Raw genomic sequence first — 18,049 nt, 5'->3', positions numbered from 1 at the left:
CCTACGCCGGCACCCCTGCCCTGTCGAGGAGCCGGTGCATGTCCTCGGCGGGGAGAGCGGGATTGCCGGCGGCGGCACTCACCGGCTCCGGATCGGCCAGCAGTTCACGCAGCCGCGCCAGGGGTAGCCGCGGATCCCGGGCGGCCGGCCCCGTCATCTCCGGCTCACGGCTGAGCCGGTCCAGGAACTCCGGAGTCAGCGCGGGATCACGCAGCACGAGCCGGCGACGTTCGGGATCCGTGGAGTCGGCGAAGCGGGCCGCCAGCCCCGCCGTGGGAAACCGAGGGTTGCTGATGAGCATCTTCACGGCACGGTGCTCGCCGTTGAGGTACAGGTCGAGCAGCAGCTCCGGCGGCGGCTCGGGATGGAACTCGCACAGCAGCAGCCGTACCGCGAAGTCCTCGTCCCGCGCCAGCAGTTCGGCCATGTCCGGCGGCAGGCCGGGACACACGGCGGCGCTGCGCCGCAGCCAGAGGTGTGCCGAGGTCGCGCACCGCCGCAGGACGTCGGCGTCCTCGCGGGCGGCCCACACCCATTCCAGGGGGCTCAGGCGTGCTTCGGGCTCCACGAAGTAGTCGATGGCCGCGCGTTCCCGTTCGGTCAGTTCCGCCCGGGCGGAGACCACCAGCCGTACGTGCGGATCCGGGTGGACGGCCAGCCGCCGGACCAGGTCCGGAGGAAGGCCGGGGTTGGCGGCGACGGCCGACGGGTGCTCGTCCGCGGCGACGAGACGCTCGGCGAGGTCCCGGCCGAGCCGCGCGGTCCGCAGCACGTCGGCCACCCGCCAGGAGTCGCCGAGGCTCTCGACGAGCCATGCGGTCCGGTCCGCGTCCTCATGGCAGACGTACAGTGCGGCAGCCTGCCGTACCTCCAGGTCCTCGTCCTGGAGCAGCGCCTGTCGCGCGGACTGGGGGAGCCGGTCCCATGCTCGGCAGGACGCCCGGCGGAACACGCGGTCCGCATGGTCCGCCAAGCCGGCCAGGACGTGGGCGGGGATGGTGGGCGAGACCGCGGCCTCATGGCGGACGCGTTCGTCCGGATGCGCGAGCAGCCGTTCGTACGCCCAGTCGGGCATCGGTTCCACCCCGGTCCGGTACGTCAAAGGGCCTGCGGCGATCAGAAAGCCGACTTTCCAGAGCGGGTCGTCGACGAGCCGGGCGCGCTGCGCGGGATCGGCGTTCCAGCTCTCGGCGAAATCCATTCGTAGGTGAGGGTCGGGGTCGGCCAGGATCGCCTCGACCACCTCCGGCGGCAGATCCTTGCGCTGGGCGACGTACTTTCTGAGGGACCGGTCGCCGTGTTTCAGGAGCCGCAGCAGCACACTGGCCGGGGCAGCCGCGTTCCACGACAACCACGTGAGCGCGTCTTCATACTGATCGGTCATCTTGTTCGTCAGCCGCCCGTGCGGATCAGTCCCGTCAGGTACCGCCACAGCGACGACCGCCGCTTGGCGGCCTGGTCCGGTGCGGTCGCCTCGGACGGTGCGGTCTCCCTGGCCGGTTCGACCGTCTCGGCGTCCCCGTCCCCGGCAGTCTCGGCGTCCGGTGTCCGCGACACGGGGGACACCGCGGGGGCGGCGAGTTCGTACCGTACGGGCAGGGACCGCAGGCCCCGCATGAACGGGGAGGACCGCCACGGGAGTTGGTCGACGGGGAGGGCGAGCTCCAGGTGGGCGAAGCGTTCGATCAGACGGCTCACGCCCGCCGCGGCGATCGTGGAGGCCAGCTCGCGGGCCGGGCACTGGCGCGGGCCCGCGCCCCAGGACAGGTGCGCCCGGCTGCTGATCGTGGAGCCCGGGGTCATCTGACCGGCGAAGAGCGGGTCGGCGTGGGCGGCGGAGGAGGAGACCCACACCGGGTCACCCGCGCGGATGGTGTACTCGCCGAGCCGGGTGTCCTGGGCCGCGAACCTCGGCACGAAGTTGACCAGCGGCGGCTTGCGCATGACCACCCGGTTCATCGTCTCCCGCACCATACCGGCGGACAGCACGGTCCGTACGCCGCCGTCGACCTCGCCGGAGATCACCTCGACCACGGTGTTGGAGATGAGGATTCCGACGTGGTCGGAGGTCATCCCGAGCAGCATGAACAGCTCGCGGGCCAGTTCGTCGACGGACAGGTCGGGGTGGGCGGCCAGCAGGAGGGAGGGGAAGTCGTCGCCCGGCTCGCGGATCTTGGCGGCGGCGAGTTCGGCGAGCGTCTCCAGGAGTCGCCCGAGGGCGGGTTCCGCGTCCGGGCCGGCATCCAGGACCCGCCACATGTCCATCAGCGCGTCGTCACCCTGGGCGTCGGGGAAGCCGAGGAGATGACTCGCCGCCATCAGCGGCAGGGGCCGCGAGAACTGTGCCGACAGGTCGGCGTGGCCGGTGCCGCCGCCCTGGCCCAGCAGGGTGATGAGTTCGTCGGCGTAGGACGTGACGGCCGCGCGGAGCCGCTTGGTCTGCGGCTGGCGCGGGTCCTGGAACGGCCGCAGGGCCGCGTCCCACGCCGTGCGCAGCGTGCGGTAGCCGGAACCGCCCTGGATGAGGACGTGGTTGACCTCCAGGGAAGGGGCCAGCGGCCAGTCCGCGGGCACGCGGCCCTCCGTGCGGGCCCGCCAGTTCTCCAGCCCCTTCGGCCAGGCCGGGTCGTCCTGGAGCACCTGGAGCGACTCGCGGTAGCCGAGCACCAGCCACGCCGGCACGCCCAGCAGATCGACGGGCGCGACCGGCCCGTGCCGCTCGCGCAGCCGCTCGTACACGAGCGCGGGGCGCGTCTCGTAGTCCCGGGTCAGCAACGGCTGCGGGTCGAGGTCCTCCAGGCGCGCGCCACCGAGCTCCGCCGGTCCTCCGTCGACCAGGTGCGATTCCATCGTGCTTGCAGCCCTCCGACGCTCCCCGCAACGGCCCGTCACCGGTGGGTGGTTGCGGGCCGGGGGGAGACCCTACCTCAGGGGTGCCCGCCTGATCCATGGCCGGGTACCGGCGAGTAGCGGGCCGCTGACATCAGCGGCCGAGGTCTGCCGCCGGCATCAGCGGCCGACGTCAGCCACGCATGCGGTCCTGGGCGGCGGACACGACCTCCTGGCGCCGGCGGTGGTGCTGCTCGTACTCCTGTACCCGTCGGGCCTGGTCGACCGGAACGTCCCGCACCCGCAGGGTGATCTCGTCCGGGTCCATGGTGTCGTAACCGGCCCATGGCTGCTCGCCGCGCAGTCGCTCGATGGCGTCCAGGACTCCCTTCCGGCGGGCGTGCGTGCGCTCGTAGGCCTCGATCACCGTCAGGTCCGACTGGGACAGCGTGCCCAGCCGCCGATGGATCTGATCCGTGCTGAGCTGGCTGAACCCGTGGATCGGCAGGTCCTCCTCGCTCCGCACCGCGCCCAGGACCTCCTCGGGACAGGGGCTGGGGCTGGGCCGGGCCCCCTGCCGCACCGCGCCCTCGGCAACGTCCTTGGCCTTGCGGACACCACTCTGAATCACGTCACCGGCCTGGACGATCGCGGTCCGCACCGTCCGGACCGCCGCGTCGGCCAGACCGCCGTCGCCACTCGGGCCCGGCCCGAAGCCGGCGGCGGATTCCGCCACGGCACGGGCGTGCTCGGCGAGGCTCTCCTCCAGTTCCAGCAGCAGTTCCTCGTCCTGGCGGCGCAGCGACGCGAGCAACTCGGCGGTCGTCTCGTCGTCCACCTGCTCGGCGAGCACCTCTCCGGCCCGGCACGTCGCCAGCGCCCGCGCGGCGGCCGAGTACTCGCTCTCCGTGTTCCGCAGCAGCCGTCGTGCGTCGGCGGGGCGCCTGCCGGGCAGCATGCCCTTGACGGCCGCCGCCCCGATGTTCAGCGGCAGCATCGCCGTGCGCACCGCGCCGTGCGAGACGTACCGCGTCATGTTCGCCGCCGTGCCCACGAGCCCCTGCGGTTGCAGATCGCGCACCTGACGCTGGATGCGCTGCACCCCGACCTGGACCTCGGCGGCCCGGCGCTCGAGCATCTGCCGGTGAGGGCCCGCCGGCGTGACCGTCGCATCTGCCCGGAGCCGGTCGAGGACCGCGGCGTGAGCCTGGCGCGCATCCTCCAGCGCCGGTACGAGCTCCTCCGTCATCACTGCCATACGAGGCTCCCTCAGGGAACGAGGCGACAGTCCGCCGCACACGGGAAACGGCTGCCACCGTCGGCCCGTGGGCGGGCAACCGGCACCATCCTGCGGCAGCCGGGCCAAGATCGCCTGCTGGGCCGGCGCCCGGTGGTGCGGCACTGGTCCGTCCGGGTGAAGCCGCACGGTCGCGGGAAATCCGTTGAATCTGCACACCGTCCCTGAGCAGTGGTCACCGCCGTGCCGCGGCCCGGGGATTCGTGTGTCCGAGTGTCCGCCGCGGGCCGAGGGCAATGGTCGCGCGTGCTCCCGCGCAGCAGGCCCTGTGAAGGAGTGGGCGTCCTCGGTCACCGGGTCGTCACGCTGGTGAAGGCTGCTTTCGCGATGAGGTCTGCTCATGCCGTGCGCGGCTGGCCGTCCCCTGACGGGCGTGCTTGGATCCTTCGCGTGGCGCAGGTCGCCGGTATCGGCTCTCGCTCGACGGCTGACGTCGTCGGGGATCGCGCGAGCGGACTACGCCATGGAAAAGTGCCTATGCGAAGGGAACAGTGCGTCATGAACCATGCCTCCCCGGTGGAGACGGCCCAGATGTCCGACGCCGACCTGGACCGCGTCTCCGGCGGCCTCGCGGCCGGCGGCTCCGGGGGTCTCCACATCGAGACGCCCGTCGCGGACCTCTGCGCCGACGTTCTGGCCGTTGCCACGCCCCAGGGCCTTACGGCGGGCGGGAGCATCACCGCCACGCGCTGACGGCAGCGTCTGCGCGCCCATGGGTCCCGGATCACGTATCCGGGACCCATGGCGTTGTCCGCCGAGCCCTCGTTCTACGGGTCCCGCGGGTCCCACGGGTTCCATAGGCTCACGCGAAGGCCGTGTACAGCGGAGAGCCGACGTAGACCCTGCGGCACCGGCGCAGCAGGGCCAGCCGTTCGGGGCGCGTCCCCTCGTCTCCGACGAGTTCCGCCACCCACGGCGGGACGGGGCCGCGCAGACCCAGCGGCAGATGCTGGGACACCCGGAAGGCCACCTCCATCCGCGAAGCGGGCAGCGCTGCGAGGTACCCGAGGCACAGCGCGGCGAGGGCGACACCCCTGGGCGAAGCGAGCAGCTCCGGCGGGGCCGGCACCTCCGTGACGTTGGTCAGACGGCCGCCCCAGTCCAGCCAGGGCAGCGCCTCGCCGTCGCCGTGGTGGCGGCGGCCGTTCGCGACACCGGCCACGGACGTCTCGTCGCCGTCCGTGCGCAGACCCTCCTCGGCGAACCGCAGGACGGATGCCCAGGTGCCCGTGGTCCCGTAGGCCCGCAGCCCCTCCCGGACCGCGAGGTCGTCCTCGCCGAGCACGTTCAGGGGGGACCCGGCGAGCAGGACGATCCCGTCGTGCCAGCACCTCCACGCCAGATACGACACGACGCGCACCCCTTCGCCGTCGAGACTCGCGTCACCGGCGAACGAGTACAGCCCGTGGGCCCACACCGACGTGTCCCGGTAGTAGGCCGAGGTGCCGAGCACGCCGGACTCGGGCATGGGCAGGCTGTTCTTGCGCTTCTCCAGCTTCCGGCGCACGACGCCGGTGCGCCGGTACAGCTCGGTCCGCTGGTCGGGTGTGGCGGGAGAGAGCTCGAGCCCGCCCAACCCCGGAATCTCGGCGGACAGGGCACCGGTGAGCGGGAATCTCCGGACGAGCTCCGCCTCCAGGATGCCGATCTTCGTCTTCGAGATGTAGACGTACTGCCTGACGCCCGTGGTCATACCGTGCTCCCTCCCCACCGTGCCTCGAGCGCGCGGGCCAGCGCGGGTCGCGCCGTCTCGCGCGGTTCGACGACCCGGGCGGTCGCCACCGGGTCGAGTCGGGGGACGGTCCCGGCTCCCCGGACCGCGGCGGCGGTGTCCTCGATCAGCTGCCGGTAGGGGCCTGAGGGCCTCGATCCGTCGCCCTCGCTCTCCTCGCCCTCACTCACGTCGCCCTCGCTCACTTCGTCCTCGTCCTCGTTTTCGTACGGGGCCGCCGGCCGTGACGAAGCGCTACGGGCCTCGTCCAGACACCGCCGCGCCTCGGCCGGCTGCCCCAACTCCGCGTAGAGCGTCGCCATGGCGCACCAGGCGCGTTCGCCGGATGCCGGCCGGTCGGCCTGAGCCGCCCTCACCAGGACCTCCTCGGCCTCCGCGGCCAGATCGAGCGCGCCGGTCAGGTCACCGGCATCCTTGCGGCATTCCGCCAGGCCGACCAGCTCGTCGGCCGCCCAGGGAGTCAGCCCGAAGGCGGCGACGACGGCGACCCGGTGGATCTCTCCGTCGGCCAGCAGCGTCTCCAGGCCGTCGCGTGCCTCCGCGCGTACGGCTCGGAGATGGTCCAGGTAACGCGCGTGCAGGGGACTGCGCGGCGGCGCCTGGAGCTCACCCTCGATCCGGGCCGACTGCCGGGCACGGTGCAGGCCGACCGCGACGGCCCGTGCCTGGGTGTCGCCCTGCGCCGCCAGAAGCGTGACGCAGAACCGGTAGGAGTGGCCGAGCTGCTCGGCCTCCAAGGCGAGTCCGTGCTCCTCCAGGTGTGGTCGCGCGGCCACCATCAGCCGGCTCGCGAGCAGGAGTCTTTCGGTGCCGTCCAGAGGACTGATCTTCATGAGCATCTCGGCGAGGTGCCACTTCACGCGGGCCCGGCTGACCGTCTTCCACGAGTCCCGGGAGAGCCGTCGCGCCGCGGCGGCGAAGCACACCCCCGTCCACAACTCGTCCTCGTCGCTCGACTCCAGTGCGAGCGTGGCCATGCGGTGATACAGCTCGGCCCGCAGGCGAGGCGGTTCGGAGCGGCCTATCCGGCGTGCGGCGGCCAGGTACTGCTCCACGGCCCGTGCCCGGACCGTTCCGGCGTCGGCTCCCTCGTCCCGGGAGGCGGCGAAGGCGGCGTCCCCGTCCGCGAACAGTGCGGCGATCCCCGGGGGCAGCGCGGACCGCGCCTCGGGTCCTCGCGGGTCAGTGTCGTCGGAGAGTGCCTGTGCCGGATCGCGCAGCAGCCCTTCGGCGTCGGCGAGGCCCGCAGACGCCCGGGCGCGGACGCGGCCGTCGCCCTCGTGCCGCAGAGCCAGCTGGAAACAGCTGACGGCGGCGTTCAGCAGCTCCGTGTCCTCGGTGAGCCGGCCGAGACCGAGACAGGCGAGGCCCAGGCTGGTCAACGCGTCCGCGTGCCGCTTGCCCTCCTCCTGCGGATCCCATCGTGCGACGGCCTCGTAGAGGTGCCCGATCGCGGCCCGGAGGTCCTCGGCGGACGGTTCGGCCGAGGAGCGCGCGGTGACCAGATGAGCGGTGCCCGCCGCCAGGTGGAGTTCCGCCAGTGTCGCGTCACCGAGATGCTCTTCCAGTGCCAGGGCGTCCTGGCACGCCGCGATCACCGCGCGGATCCTGCCGGGATCGTCGCCCGCCTCGTCGCGGCGAGCCGTCGCCAGATGGGAGAGCAGGGCCGCCTTGGCCGCCGGCGGCTGGTCCCAGGTCAGGATCTGCGGCACCGCGAACTCCAGCAGCTCCAGACGGCGCTTGTGCTGCACGGGGTCACCCTGGAGGGCCTGCGCCAGGTTGGCCGCGGACATGAGGACGATCTCGTCGGTGCCGATGCGTCGGGCGAGCTGCCACTGCAACTCGGCGAGACGGCGTGCCGGGTTCGCGTGGCCTTCGTCGAGCAGGCGGAAGACGAGGAGGGCCAACGCGTCGAAACTGTCGGGGTGGGACGACTCGCCCGCAGCGTCCCCTTGTGCCCCGAGGATTTCGACGGGTGACCAGAGGCCGGTCAGGTCCGCCGCGCCGCGCAACGGCTCGGTCCGCCCCTCCAGCACGGCGCGGAAGACCGCTTGCGCCTGCGGGGCGCGGGCCACGGCCGTGAAGTCGATTCCGTCCGTCCCCTCGACGCTAGGCATCGAGCCGCTCCAGGGCCTCGCGCGCGCGGGCGTGGGCGGGGTCGGTCTCCAATGCCTTGTGGAAGGCCTCGCGGGCGCGGTCGGTCTGGTCCCACGACTCGTGGACGAGCCCCAGGTTGTACCAGGCCCTCGCGTAGCGCGGGTCGACGGCGACGGCCCGCTGGAAGCAGGCCAGGGCGTCCGGCTCCGCACCCAGGTGCAGATGGAGGGTGCCCAGGGTGTTCAGGCCCCGGACGAAGTCCGGTTCCAGTTCGACGGCCCGGGCGACGAAGTCGCGGGCCTCCTCGAAGCGTTCCAGTTTCATCAGTGTGATGGCCAGGTTCATCAGGCCGCCTGTGTTGTCGCCGTCCGTCTCGACCGCTGCCCGGAAGTCGGCCTCCGCTCCGGTGTGATCGCCGCCTTCGGCGAGCAGCCGGCCGCGCACGGTGAGCGCCTCGGGGTCCCGGGGCGCGAGGGCGACGGCCTCCTGGGCGGCTCGCAGAGCCTTGGCCCGGTCGCCGATCTGCTCGTACAACGCCGATCGCTGCTGCCACAGCCGCGCATCGGGGGCCTGGGCGATCGCCCGGTCCACGTACCCCAACGCCTCTTCGCACCGGCCCAGTTGCCCGAGCACGTGCGCGATCGCCGCGAGTGCCTCCCCGTCGTCGGGATCGATGCCGAGGGCCTGTTCGTACAGTTCGACAGCACGCTCCGGGTTTCCGGCCAGGTCGTGCAGGCCGGCGGATTCCTTGGCGCGTTCCGCGCTGCCGGGATCCTGACGCACCGCCTCGTCGGCGTCGTCGAGGAGTTGCCGAGGGATGATGGTCCGTAGGCCGTGCTCCTTGTAGTCCATCAGGATGACGGTGTGCCGTGGCTGCTCCTCGTCCCCGTCCTGCCGGACGTAGCTGAGCGCCTTCTCCTGGAGCCGCATGGCCTCGTCCAGCCGCCCCAGCACGAACAGGCTGTGTGCGCGCTGTCCCAGATCGGCCGGCCTGATGCCCTCGTCACCGGCTTCCGCTTCGACGGGTACGCCCACGGCGTCCTCGAAGGCCCGCGCACAGGCCGTCTCGACAGCGGCAGCCGAGTCCGGACGCTCCTCGGGCCGTGCCGACAGGCAGGCGGAAAGGACCTCGGCCAGGTGGTCGCGGCGGGCCGGGCCGAGGAAGTCCCCTGCGGGCGTCATCGACGACACCGGCGCGTCGAACGGTGGACGCCTGCCGGTGAGCATCTCCGTGACGAGCACGGCGAGGCTGAACAGATCGGAGCGTGCGGTGGGTTCGGTGTCGCCGCGCAGCAGTTCCGGTGCCGCGTAGCCGAGCGTGCCGTGCCCCCGGACGCTCGTGCTGTCTCCCCGGTACGGATACGGTGCGCGCCCCGACACCGGGCGCTCGGTCCCGTTCCGCGCACGCAGGAGTCTGGACAGTCCCCAGTCGTTGACCTTGGCGACACCCCGGGGGGTCACGAGTACGTTCTCGGGCTTGAGGTCCCCGTGCGCCACGAGCCCCCGGCGTTCCGCGAACGTCAGCGCCCGGCAGACCTGTACGGCGAAGCGCATCGCGGACTCGAACTCGACGAGGTTGTGCTTCAGCCATCCGCGCAGGGTGTTGGGCAGTCCGGCCTGGGGGATGTGCTCGGCGAAGGCGAACAGCTGGCCGGAGAAGCGGTCCACGTAGTACAGCCGGACCACGTGTCTGTAGAGCCCGAGGGTCAGCCAGTTGTGGCACTCCGCCTCGAACCGGGCCACATGGGAGCGGTCGGCGGCGAACTCCGGTCTGAGTGTCTTGCCGACCAGCACGGCCGGGCGTAAGGACTCGATGTCGTCCGCGTCGGGCCGGAGGTCGCGCATGACATACGCCACCCCGAGGGAGCCCAGGTGACGCTCCAGGATCAGCATGTGGTCGAGCCGGTCGCCAGGGTCCAGCAGGCCGATCATCCGTGCCCCCGTCGCCGCGGCGCACAGCCGGCCGCCGACGCCTTTTTCATGATGGCACGCGCGCTTCGTCCATGAGGAGGGCCGGGCAGCAAAAATCCCGACCGTACGACCGGCTCTAGTCACGCCTCGGCTTCCTGATGCGCAGTGAGCAAGGCTCGGGTCCTTTGCAATTCGACGGAAGGCACGCCGTGGGTTCTGGAAAACGGTCGCAGAAGGATTGCGTGATCTCGGATCGGCGGGTAAAGAGTTGCTGAGCGGGGCCGGTCAGACGATAGCCAAGATTCCGGATACGGTGACCTCCGTCTACGCGCAGAATCAGAAGACCAAACGCCACATAGCCACACTGGAGTACCTCAAGGAGACGCGTACCGCCTCACGATCCTCCTCCGCCGGGCACGCGGCGTCCTCCGCCCAGACGCCAGGCCAGGTGTCCGTGCTGCCCGCCGTCTCCCAAGTCATCCCGTCCGGACGCGAATGGGACCCTGAACAGGCGTGTCGCGAACGGGAGATGAAGGAGTTCGACGTGCGGCGGCGACTGCGGGAGATCGAGGCACGGCACCAGGCGCGGGTGGAGGAACTCCAGGCCGGGCACCGGCACCGGCCGGTGGAGATGCGCTTGCAAGGCGAAATCGAACGGGAAAATCGCACGCATGCGGCCGAGTTGGAACGCGTAACGGAGCAACTGCGCGCGGAGAGGGAGTTCCTCCGGGGCCAGATCCGGAGGGACGCCGACTTCTATCGGGAAAGTTCGCCGTTCAGCGAGATTCGACCGTCTTTGTTCGCCGAGCGGGTGCACGCGCTCACCGGCGGGCGGCCGGCGCTTCTGATCGCGCCTTTCCGTACGCTCGGCTCGCAACCGGAAAAAGAGTCACTGGATTCCGCGCAGCGAACCGGCGACCTCGCCGCGGAAGGCGAGGGTGACGGACAGCAGCACGGTGAAGGCGGCCACGCCGAGCGCCAGGCCGGTGGCGCCGAGCAGCGTACGGTCACGGACGCGCAGCAGGTTGTGCACGGCGAGCCCGACGACCGAACGGACGGCGGCGGCCCGGCGGGTGGCGGTCACCGGAGGCGTGACCGCGTCCAGCGGCCCGAGCCGGGTCGCCCGACAGGCCGGGATCAGGCCCGCGACCACCGCGAGCAACAGCGCGACGGGCAGGACCAGGACCGCCTTCAGCGCCGCGTGGGGCACGTCCAGCAAGCCGCCCAGGACGAAGGCGAGGACGGAGCCCAGCGCGCCCGCGCCGAGGCCGATCACCGCCAGTTCGCCGAGGATCAGCCGGAGGATCTCCGGGGCGCTCCAGCCGACACAGCGCAGCGTGCCGATCTCGACGCGACGGGATCGTACGGAGGCCAGCGCGGCCTGACCGAGGAAGAGCCCGCAGACCACCAGCACCAGGACGAACAGGGCCGCGCTCTTGGTGTCCACGGCCCGCAGGATGCGCAGGGCCACGCCCTTGGCGGCCCAGTTCTCGCTGATGCGGATCCCCGAGGGCAGCGCGACGGTCTGCGGCCCGGGCGAGCTGCCGACGGTGACCTCGACGTGCAGCTTCGGGTAGGCGGCGTGGATCTGCGCGGCGACGGCGTTGACCCGGGCCCGGGAGGCCGGGTCGACCCCGGTCACGCCCGCCACCCGGATACGGATGGCGCTGACCGGTGCCTTCTCCTGCGCGGTGGGCTTGTGGCGGCTGTGGGTGAACGCGGAGACCGAGTCGAGCGTGGTGAGCAGGGTGGGCGGCGCGCCGAGGTAGCCGCCCAGATCGCGGTCGGGCCGCAGGGGCTGGTTGCCCAGGGCACGGCGGGAGGCCGCGTCGGCGCCGGTGGCCTCCGGGGACCGTTAGGTCTCCAGCGGCACCTTGGAGAGCGCGGAGAAGCCACGCAGCTTGGCGGTGTCGTAACGGCCGACCAGGTGCAGCACCGGGGCGGGGGCGCGCCCCGAGTCCGGGCTGCCGCAGGACTTCTCGCCCATGCAGTTCGTACCGGTGAGGCCGGTGACCGAACGGTACTGGGTGTCCGCGTTCTCCTCGGGGATGTCGGTCCTGGGCCTGTCGTCGAAGTTGTCCTGCCAGACTGTGCCGGGCTGTGCGGACCGGGTCCGTGCGGTCAGGCCGTCCCCGGTGTCGCGGTAGGCGACCGGGCCGACCGTCCAGTAGTTGCCCGCCTGGAAGTTGACCGAAGAGCTCACGGACTGGAAGGCGCGGTCGAGATCGCCGTCGACCTTGCCGACGGTGGTGCGGTGCAGGCCTTTGACGAAGGTGTGCGCGGCGGGGCTGCCCAGCTTGGCCGGCAGGGCGGCCGGGTCGCCGGCGTCCAGCCGCTCCACGGTCGCCTTGACCCTGCCCGAGACCAGGGTGTGGCTGCTGAGCATGATCGGGACCTGGTAGTCGTGCTGACGCTGGGCCGCCGGGCCCTTGTCGAACGGGTCGGGACCCCAGACCGGCCGGTCCTTCGCCGTGAGCATCCGCCCGGAGGTGACCGAGTCACCGAGCCCGACGAGCCGGTCCCCGGCCGCCGGACCGATCGCCGACAGCAGCACCGGGAAGGCGACCGGCACTTCGGCCACGGCCTTGCCCTTGCCCGACTGGCAGCTCAGGCGTGACCGTGCGTCGCTACGTCACCCGCTCCCACGTGACGCAGTCGGACCGCCCCGACAAGACCCGGTACACCCTCACTCCCACCGGGCAGGAGGAACTGCGCGAGTGGGCGACGACCGCCTGGGTGCGCACGGGCGGCTTCCGGGACGAACTGTTCCTGAAACTGTTCGGCGCATCCTCACTGGGCCCCGAGACGCTGGACACCCTCGTGGCGGCGCAGCGCCAGAAGTACGTCTCCGAACTCGCGGGCCTCACCCGGCTGCGCCGCTCCCACCTGGACGACCCCCTGGTGGCCCTCCTCCTCGACGCGGCGATCGCCCACACCAAGGCAGACCTGGAGATCGTGGACAGCGCGACACGCAGGCTGGCGCCGATGGCGGAACGGGCTGCCCGGGGGACGCGCGAGGGCGCGCACGAGACGCGGGAGGACGTGCGCGAGGAGGGTGCCTGACGCTGCCGACCGTGACGCCCGGCAGTCGCCGCTTGTCCGAATTCGCCCGTCAACGTGTCCAGTTGAGGCTGATAGGGTCGGGTTGCTCAGACGTCGCTCCAGCCACGGAGGGTATGTGAAAGTCACCCTGTCCCCGAGCGACCCACACGGCGGCCCGGTCGCGGCCACGAGCGATCTGCACGGGTGGCTCCAGCGTCATCCGGAGCTGCGCGGCCGTCTCGTGCGGCAACCGGCGGCCCCGCCGCCGCCCGGGAGCATGGGCGCGTCGGGGGAGTTGCTGACCCTGCTGCTGGCACCCCGCGGCCTGACCGCGGCCCTGGCGGCGGCCGTCGTGGCCTGGCTGCAGAACCGGCGCGGCGACCAGACCGTCACGATCACCCTTCCCGACCAGACACAGATCACGGTCGCCTCCACCAAGGTGCGCGGCCTGACTGCGGAGGGCTCCGGCGACCTGGCCCGGAACATCGCGGCGGCGATCGAGGAGTCCGGCCGGACGCCGGCCGGGGAGAACGGCGGGGAAAGTACCTGAGCCATGGCAGAGGCGACCGGGGGAGACGCACGAGACCTGCTGGGCAGTGACTGCCGGGCTCTCGTGGTCGGCACAGGACGGCAGGTCGACGGGGCACAACTCGCCGGCCTGCCCAGCGCGGCACGGACCGCACGCGCACTGGCGGACACCCTCACCTCGGCCTGCGGGATGGCCGCCGACCACGTACGTCTGGTCACGGACCCCCAGACCGCCGCCGACATCCTCGGCCCGCTGGAGGAAGCCATCGGCGAGGCCCAGGGCGGCGTCCTCGTCTTCTGCTTCGTGGGTCATGGGCTGCTGGGCCCGGGAGGCAAGCTCTACCTGGCCACCACCGCCACCCCGTCCCACGACAACACCATCCACGCCGTCCCCTACTCCGAGATCGAGAACCGCCTCGGCGACGCCCCGGTGCGCCCGGTGGTGATCCTCGACTGCTGCTTCTCGGGGCTCGCGGAGGCGGCGGGGAACGGACAACGCGAGGACCCCTACCTCTCCGTACGGCCGCACGGCAGTTTCCTGCTGGCCTCGGCCACCCACTACGCGTCGTCCTTCGCCCCCGAGGGCGAGACGTACACCCTCTTCGGCGGGGAACTGCTGCGGCTGCTCGGGGAGGGCGAGACCGGCGGGCCGAGGTGGCTCACCCTGACCGACGTGTACCGTCACCTCGACCGCCGCTTCGAGGACTCGCCCGCCCGGCCCCACGCCGGCAGCGTCGGACGTCTCGGCGACCTGGTCCTGGCCGCCAACCCCCGCTATGCCGTGCCCCTCGGCACGGATCCGGGACCGGCCCCGCGGTCGAGCGACGGCCCGTGCCCCTACCCCGGCATGCGGCCGTTCCTGCCGGAGCAGCGCCACCTGTTCTTCGGGCGCGAGGAACTGACCCGGCGGCTGCTGGAGCGGGTCACCGCCACGGACCGTGGCGGTCCCGTCGTTCTCGTGGGCCCTTCCGGCGTGGGCAAGTCCTCGTTGCTCCGGGCCGGCCTCGGCGCCGCCCTCGACGCCACGGACCTCAAGCCGGTGCTCATGGTGCCCGCCCCGGGCGCGCGGCCCTTCAGGACGCTCACAGCGGCCTGGGCCCAAGCTGTCGGCAGGCCGTTCGGTGAGGTGGAACGCGACCTGGGAGCAGGGCGGTTCACCGTCCCGAGAGCCGGCCGTACGACGCCCCGCGTGCTGGTGATCGATCAACTCGAGGAAATCTTCACCCACTGTCAGGACTCCGAGGAACGCCGTCTCTTCGTCCGCGCCCTCGCCGGGCCGGCGGACGGCACGGGCCCCCGCGTGGTCGCGGGCCTGCGTGCGGACTACCTCGGCCAGTGCCTGCGGGACCCCCGCCTCTCCCAGATCGTCAGCGCAGGCCAGTTCTCCGTACCGGTGATGAACGACGACGAACTGCGCGCGGCCATCGAGCAGCCCGCCCGGAGCGCGGGACTGCGCTGGGAGGACGGCCTGCCGAACCTGCTGCTGCGGGAACTGAGGCAGGAGCGCGTGGGGGCGGGTGACGCCATCGCCCTGCCGTTCCTCGCGCACGCCCTTCAGGAGACCTGGCACCGACGGCGCGGCGCCGAGCTGACCTTCGCCGGCTACCAGGCGTCCGGCGGCATCCGGACCTCCGTCGCGCAGACCGCCGAGGACATCCACAACGCGCTCGACCCCGACGGCCGCGAGCGCCTGCGCGAACTCCTGCTGCGGATGGTGCACCTCGTCGACGACGAGGGCAGAGCGGTGCGGCGCCGGGTGCCCCTGGAGGAGTTGGACGGCGCCGGTGACCTGCTCGACCGGCTGGCCGACGCCCGGCTCGTCGTCGTGGACGACGGTGTGGCCCAGCTCTGCCACGACTCCGTTCTCCACGGATGGCCACGGCTGCGAAACTGGATCAACGCCGACCTCGACGCCCTGCTGGTGCGCCGCAGACTCGCCCAGGCCGCCGACGCCTGGGCGGAGGCCGGCCGCCCGGCGAGCGGTCTGTACGAGGGCGACCATCTCGCCGGCGCGCGGGCGGTGATGGAGGACGACGGGCACACGCTCGGACTGCGCCCCGTGGAACGGGACTTCATCGCGGCCGGCGAGCGCACCGAGCGCCGCCGCAAGAAGCTGTTCCGGACGGGGCTCGCGATGGTCCTGGCCCTGGTCCTGGTGTCGACGACGTTCGGCGTGCTGGCGCGCTTCGCCCAGAGCCAGGCCGAGGACCGGGAGACCCGGCTGATCGCGGAGCAGGTGGCGAAGCAGGCCGACGAGATGAGGAAGCAGGACCCGCAGACCGCGCTGCAACTGAGCCTGGCCGCCTACCACAGCGCTCAGACACCCGAAACCAGGTCCGCCCTCTACGCCTCGTACATGTCCACCGTGCCCGTGGACCTCAAGGGCGGCACCGCGCAGCCCGTGCTCAACGTCGCCTACCGGTCCGACAGCGACGTCCTGGCCACCAGCCAGCGCGGTGGCCGGGTCCAGGTGTGGGACATCACCCGCCCCACCATTCCCCGCAAGGGCGCCGCCCTCCAACCGAGCGACAAGGGCGCCGTCCTCGCCTTCCAGCCGGGAACGCACCTGCTGGCCGTCCACACGCAGGACCGTCTCCAGGTGTGGGACACCACCGACCCACGGCATCCCCGGAAGACGGCCGAGTGCAGGACGACGACCGCAACGACCTACTCCGTAGCCTTCAGCCCCGACGGCAAGACCCTGGCGAGCGGCTCCGACGACGGTCGGCTGCGACTGTGGGACATGTCCGGCCCGGACCGGCCCCGGCTGCGCTCCGAGAAGTCCGTCGGCAAGGGCCTCCAGCTCATCTCGGTGGCGTTCACCCGTGACGGGCGGCATCTGCTGACCGGCAACGGCAGTCCGCCAAATGAGAAATCGGGACACGCGGCGGTCCGACTGTGGGACGTGCACGATCCGGCCCACCCGGTGCTGCGTGACACCGCCACCGCCGACACCGTCATGGCCGTCGCCGCGCATCCGCGTAGAGACCTGGCCGTCGCCACGGGGGCCGACGGAAGAATCGTCTGGTGGGCGATCGAGGACGGCAGGCGGCTGCGCGTCATCAAACCGGAGCTGAAGAGCTCCTTCCCGGCCAGCTGGAGCGTGGTGGGGCTCGACAGTGGCATTCCCTCGCTCGCCTTCCGGAAGGACGGCGAGGTCCTCGCCGGGGCCGACAGCGAAGACTTCAAGCCGAAGGCACTTCTGCGCCGGGTCGGGAAGAAGGAGGCCTCTCTCTACGACAGCCTGTCGGAATTCGGCGAGAGGAGCGCGGCCGAGCCCGTCCAAGCCGTCGCCTACAGTCCCGACGGCGCGTACATCGCGGCCGGCGACATGGGCGGCTCGGTACGACTGTGGCCGGAGCACCCGCCGGCGCCGGGGATGCCCGGCGTGCCCTCCGACACTGATCCCGGCACCGATGCCATCAGCCCCGACGGCCGTTACCTCCTCACCAAGGAGGTGGGGGAGGACTACAAGAAGACGAACCGCGTCTGGGCAGTCGGCACGGCAGCTCCGCCCCGTCCGGTGTTCACCGTGCCCCCGTCGTGGGAGGCACGGTACTTCCTGCCGGACAGAAAGTCCCCGGTGCTGGTGGCCCACTGGTTCAAGGCCGGAACCAGGAAACACGTGTTCCGCCTCTGGGAGCTCGGCAGCGGAAGCGGTGGTCCCCGGCACGGGACGGACATCCCGGTGACGGCGTCCGACGTGGTGGCGACCGTGAGCCCCGACGGCAGATTCTTCGCCGTCGGCGCGGTGGGCACCCGCCGTCTCGAGGTGTGGGACCTCAAGGACGTACACAGGCCGGTCAGGGTCTCCGTCGTCGACGCCGAGACCGATCAGGCACACCGCCGGCCGTGGTTCCTCGACGACCGGACCCTGGTCACGTCGGAGGCCGACAAGTCTGCCGGCTGGGATCTCCGCCTGTGGGACCTCAGCGATCCCCGCCACCCGCGCAAGGGCGCCAGGATCCCCGGAGGCGCCGATGGTGAGGGAGCGGGCTACCTCCGCAAGCCGCGGGTGCTGATAGTGGAGAAGCCGGGCGAGAGCCTCCAGCTCTGGAAGGTGAGCGATCCTGACCACGTCAGGAAAGGACACCGGATCCGCGCCACTTCACGCGGGTACTTTCCGGTCCCCGGTGGCCGGCTGGTCACCCTCCTGCGGGACGGGGCGGTTCTCTTCTGGGACGTCAGCGACGTCGACCACCCCAAGCGCCAGGAGACTCTGAGGTTCGACCACGCCGTCAAGACCATCGGGATCACCCCGGACGGACGGCACGTGGTGACAGGCATGACCGTGGACGACCAACTCTTCGACACGTCAGAGGAGTACCGGATCTGGTCCACCGGACCGGACGGGCGATGGCGCAGTCCCGCCGACACCAGCTTGCCAGGAGTGACCGACATGCAAGTCCTCCCGGGCAACAACTCCCGAATGGCGGTGGTGGGCAAGGTCGACAACGACGAATGGACGTTCCTGCTCGACCTCGACAGCGACCACGTCTACGACGAACTGTGCCGCAGCTACCCCCTGAGCGTCCCCGAGAGCCAGTGGAAGACCCTCTTCCCGCAGCTTCAGCACCTCACCTCCTGCGGCTGAAGCGACCCCGGACGCCGGC

Annotated in this window: 12 protein-coding genes; 4 read left to right on the top strand and 8 right to left on the bottom strand. The window is 71.8% G+C overall.

Translation table 11 applies throughout. The features are described from left to right. Nucleotide 1: 1 nt before the first annotated feature. The 3 genes from ABZ915_RS02130 to ABZ915_RS02120 form a co-directional block, all read right to left on the bottom strand. Nucleotides 2-1,384, bottom strand: coding sequence for a hypothetical protein (locus ABZ915_RS02130; RefSeq protein WP_361794286.1), 1,383 nt, complete (start codon nucleotides 1,382-1,384; stop codon nucleotides 2-4). 8 nt (nucleotides 1,385-1,392) lie between these two features. After that, the gene (locus ABZ915_RS02125) at nucleotides 1,393-2,850 is read right to left on the bottom strand and encodes a cytochrome P450 (protein ID WP_361794283.1); all 1,458 of its coding nucleotides are present in this window, start codon (nucleotides 2,848-2,850) and stop codon (nucleotides 1,393-1,395) included. Between the two features lie 172 nt (nucleotides 2,851-3,022). Continuing rightward, entirely contained in the window at nucleotides 3,023-4,087 is a 1,065-nt protein-coding gene (locus ABZ915_RS02120; RefSeq protein WP_361794280.1) for a hypothetical protein, read from the bottom strand. A gap of 537 nt (nucleotides 4,088-4,624) precedes the next feature. Between ABZ915_RS02120 and ABZ915_RS02115 the strand changes: the two genes are divergently transcribed. Further along, complete coding sequence (locus tag ABZ915_RS02115) at nucleotides 4,625-4,819, top strand: hypothetical protein (RefSeq protein WP_361794277.1); 195 nt, start codon at nucleotides 4,625-4,627, stop codon at nucleotides 4,817-4,819. Between the two features lie 109 nt (nucleotides 4,820-4,928). Here the strand turns inward: ABZ915_RS02115 and ABZ915_RS02110 are convergent, their stop codons facing one another. The 5 genes from ABZ915_RS02110 to ABZ915_RS02090 all read right to left on the bottom strand — a co-directional run bounded on the left by ABZ915_RS02110 (nucleotide 4,929) and on the right by ABZ915_RS02090 (nucleotide 12,447). Continuing rightward, nucleotides 4,929-5,819, bottom strand: coding sequence for a hypothetical protein (locus ABZ915_RS02110; protein ID WP_361794274.1), 891 nt, complete (start codon nucleotides 5,817-5,819; stop codon nucleotides 4,929-4,931). Then, nucleotides 5,816-7,975 (bottom strand): hypothetical protein, encoded by a 2,160-nt coding sequence (locus ABZ915_RS02105; protein WP_361794271.1) that lies wholly within the window; start codon nucleotides 7,973-7,975, stop codon nucleotides 5,816-5,818. The genes ABZ915_RS02110 and ABZ915_RS02105 overlap by 4 nt, the downstream gene beginning before the upstream one ends. Beyond that, nucleotides 7,968-9,887, bottom strand: coding sequence for a tetratricopeptide repeat protein (locus ABZ915_RS02100; protein WP_361794268.1), 1,920 nt, complete (start codon nucleotides 9,885-9,887; stop codon nucleotides 7,968-7,970). The genes ABZ915_RS02105 and ABZ915_RS02100 overlap by 8 nt, the downstream gene beginning before the upstream one ends. A gap of 868 nt (nucleotides 9,888-10,755) precedes the next feature. After that, complete coding sequence (locus ABZ915_RS02095) at nucleotides 10,756-11,508, bottom strand: FtsX-like permease family protein (protein WP_361794265.1); 753 nt, start codon at nucleotides 11,506-11,508, stop codon at nucleotides 10,756-10,758. Nucleotides 11,509-11,721: 213 nt separating this feature from the next. Then, complete coding sequence (locus ABZ915_RS02090) at nucleotides 11,722-12,447, bottom strand: hypothetical protein (protein WP_361794262.1); 726 nt, start codon at nucleotides 12,445-12,447, stop codon at nucleotides 11,722-11,724. A gap of 32 nt (nucleotides 12,448-12,479) precedes the next feature. Between ABZ915_RS02090 and ABZ915_RS02085 the strand changes: the two genes are divergently transcribed. The 3 genes from ABZ915_RS02085 (at nucleotide 12,480) to ABZ915_RS02075 (ending at nucleotide 18,030) form a co-directional block, all read left to right on the top strand. Continuing rightward, on the top strand, nucleotides 12,480-12,929 hold the full coding sequence (locus tag ABZ915_RS02085) for a hypothetical protein (protein WP_361794259.1): 450 nt from the start codon (nucleotides 12,480-12,482) through the stop codon (nucleotides 12,927-12,929). Between the two features lie 115 nt (nucleotides 12,930-13,044). Further along, nucleotides 13,045-13,458: a hypothetical protein gene (locus ABZ915_RS02080; RefSeq protein ID WP_361794256.1), complete on the top strand. Its 414-nt coding sequence runs from the start codon at nucleotides 13,045-13,047 to the stop codon at nucleotides 13,456-13,458. A 3-nt stretch (nucleotides 13,459-13,461) separates the two neighbouring features. Next, on the top strand, nucleotides 13,462-18,030 hold the full coding sequence (locus tag ABZ915_RS02075; RefSeq protein WP_361794253.1) for a caspase family protein: 4,569 nt from the start codon (nucleotides 13,462-13,464) through the stop codon (nucleotides 18,028-18,030). Nucleotides 18,031-18,049: the final 19 nt, after the last annotated feature.

The organism is Streptomyces sp. NPDC046915, from assembly GCF_040644935.1.
Taxonomy (GTDB): Bacteria; Actinomycetota; Actinomycetes; order Streptomycetales; family Streptomycetaceae; genus Streptomyces.
The sequence above is the reverse complement of the archived record's forward strand: the minus strand, read 5'-3'. Positions and strand labels throughout refer to the sequence as shown.

Bases quoted from the DNA above. Each gene is read 5' to 3' on its own strand.
- ABZ915_RS02130 (WP_361794286.1), bottom strand. From the start codon at position 1,384: ATGACCGATCAGTATGAAGACGCGCTCACGTGGTTGTCGTGGAACGCG.
- ABZ915_RS02125 (WP_361794283.1), bottom strand. From the start codon at position 2,850: ATGGAATCGCACCTGGTCGACGGAGGACCGGCGGAGCTCGGTGGCGCG.
- ABZ915_RS02120 (WP_361794280.1), bottom strand. From the start codon at position 4,087: ATGGCAGTGATGACGGAGGAGCTCGTACCGGCGCTGGAGGATGCGCGC.
- ABZ915_RS02115 (WP_361794277.1), top strand. From the start codon at position 4,625: ATGAACCATGCCTCCCCGGTGGAGACGGCCCAGATGTCCGACGCCGAC.
- ABZ915_RS02110 (WP_361794274.1), bottom strand. From the start codon at position 5,819: ATGACCACGGGCGTCAGGCAGTACGTCTACATCTCGAAGACGAAGATC.
- ABZ915_RS02105 (WP_361794271.1), bottom strand. From the start codon at position 7,975: ATGCCTAGCGTCGAGGGGACGGACGGAATCGACTTCACGGCCGTGGCC.
- ABZ915_RS02100 (WP_361794268.1), bottom strand. From the start codon at position 9,887: ATGATCGGCCTGCTGGACCCTGGCGACCGGCTCGACCACATGCTGATC.
- ABZ915_RS02075 (WP_361794253.1), top strand. From the start codon at position 13,462: ATGGCAGAGGCGACCGGGGGAGACGCACGAGACCTGCTGGGCAGTGAC.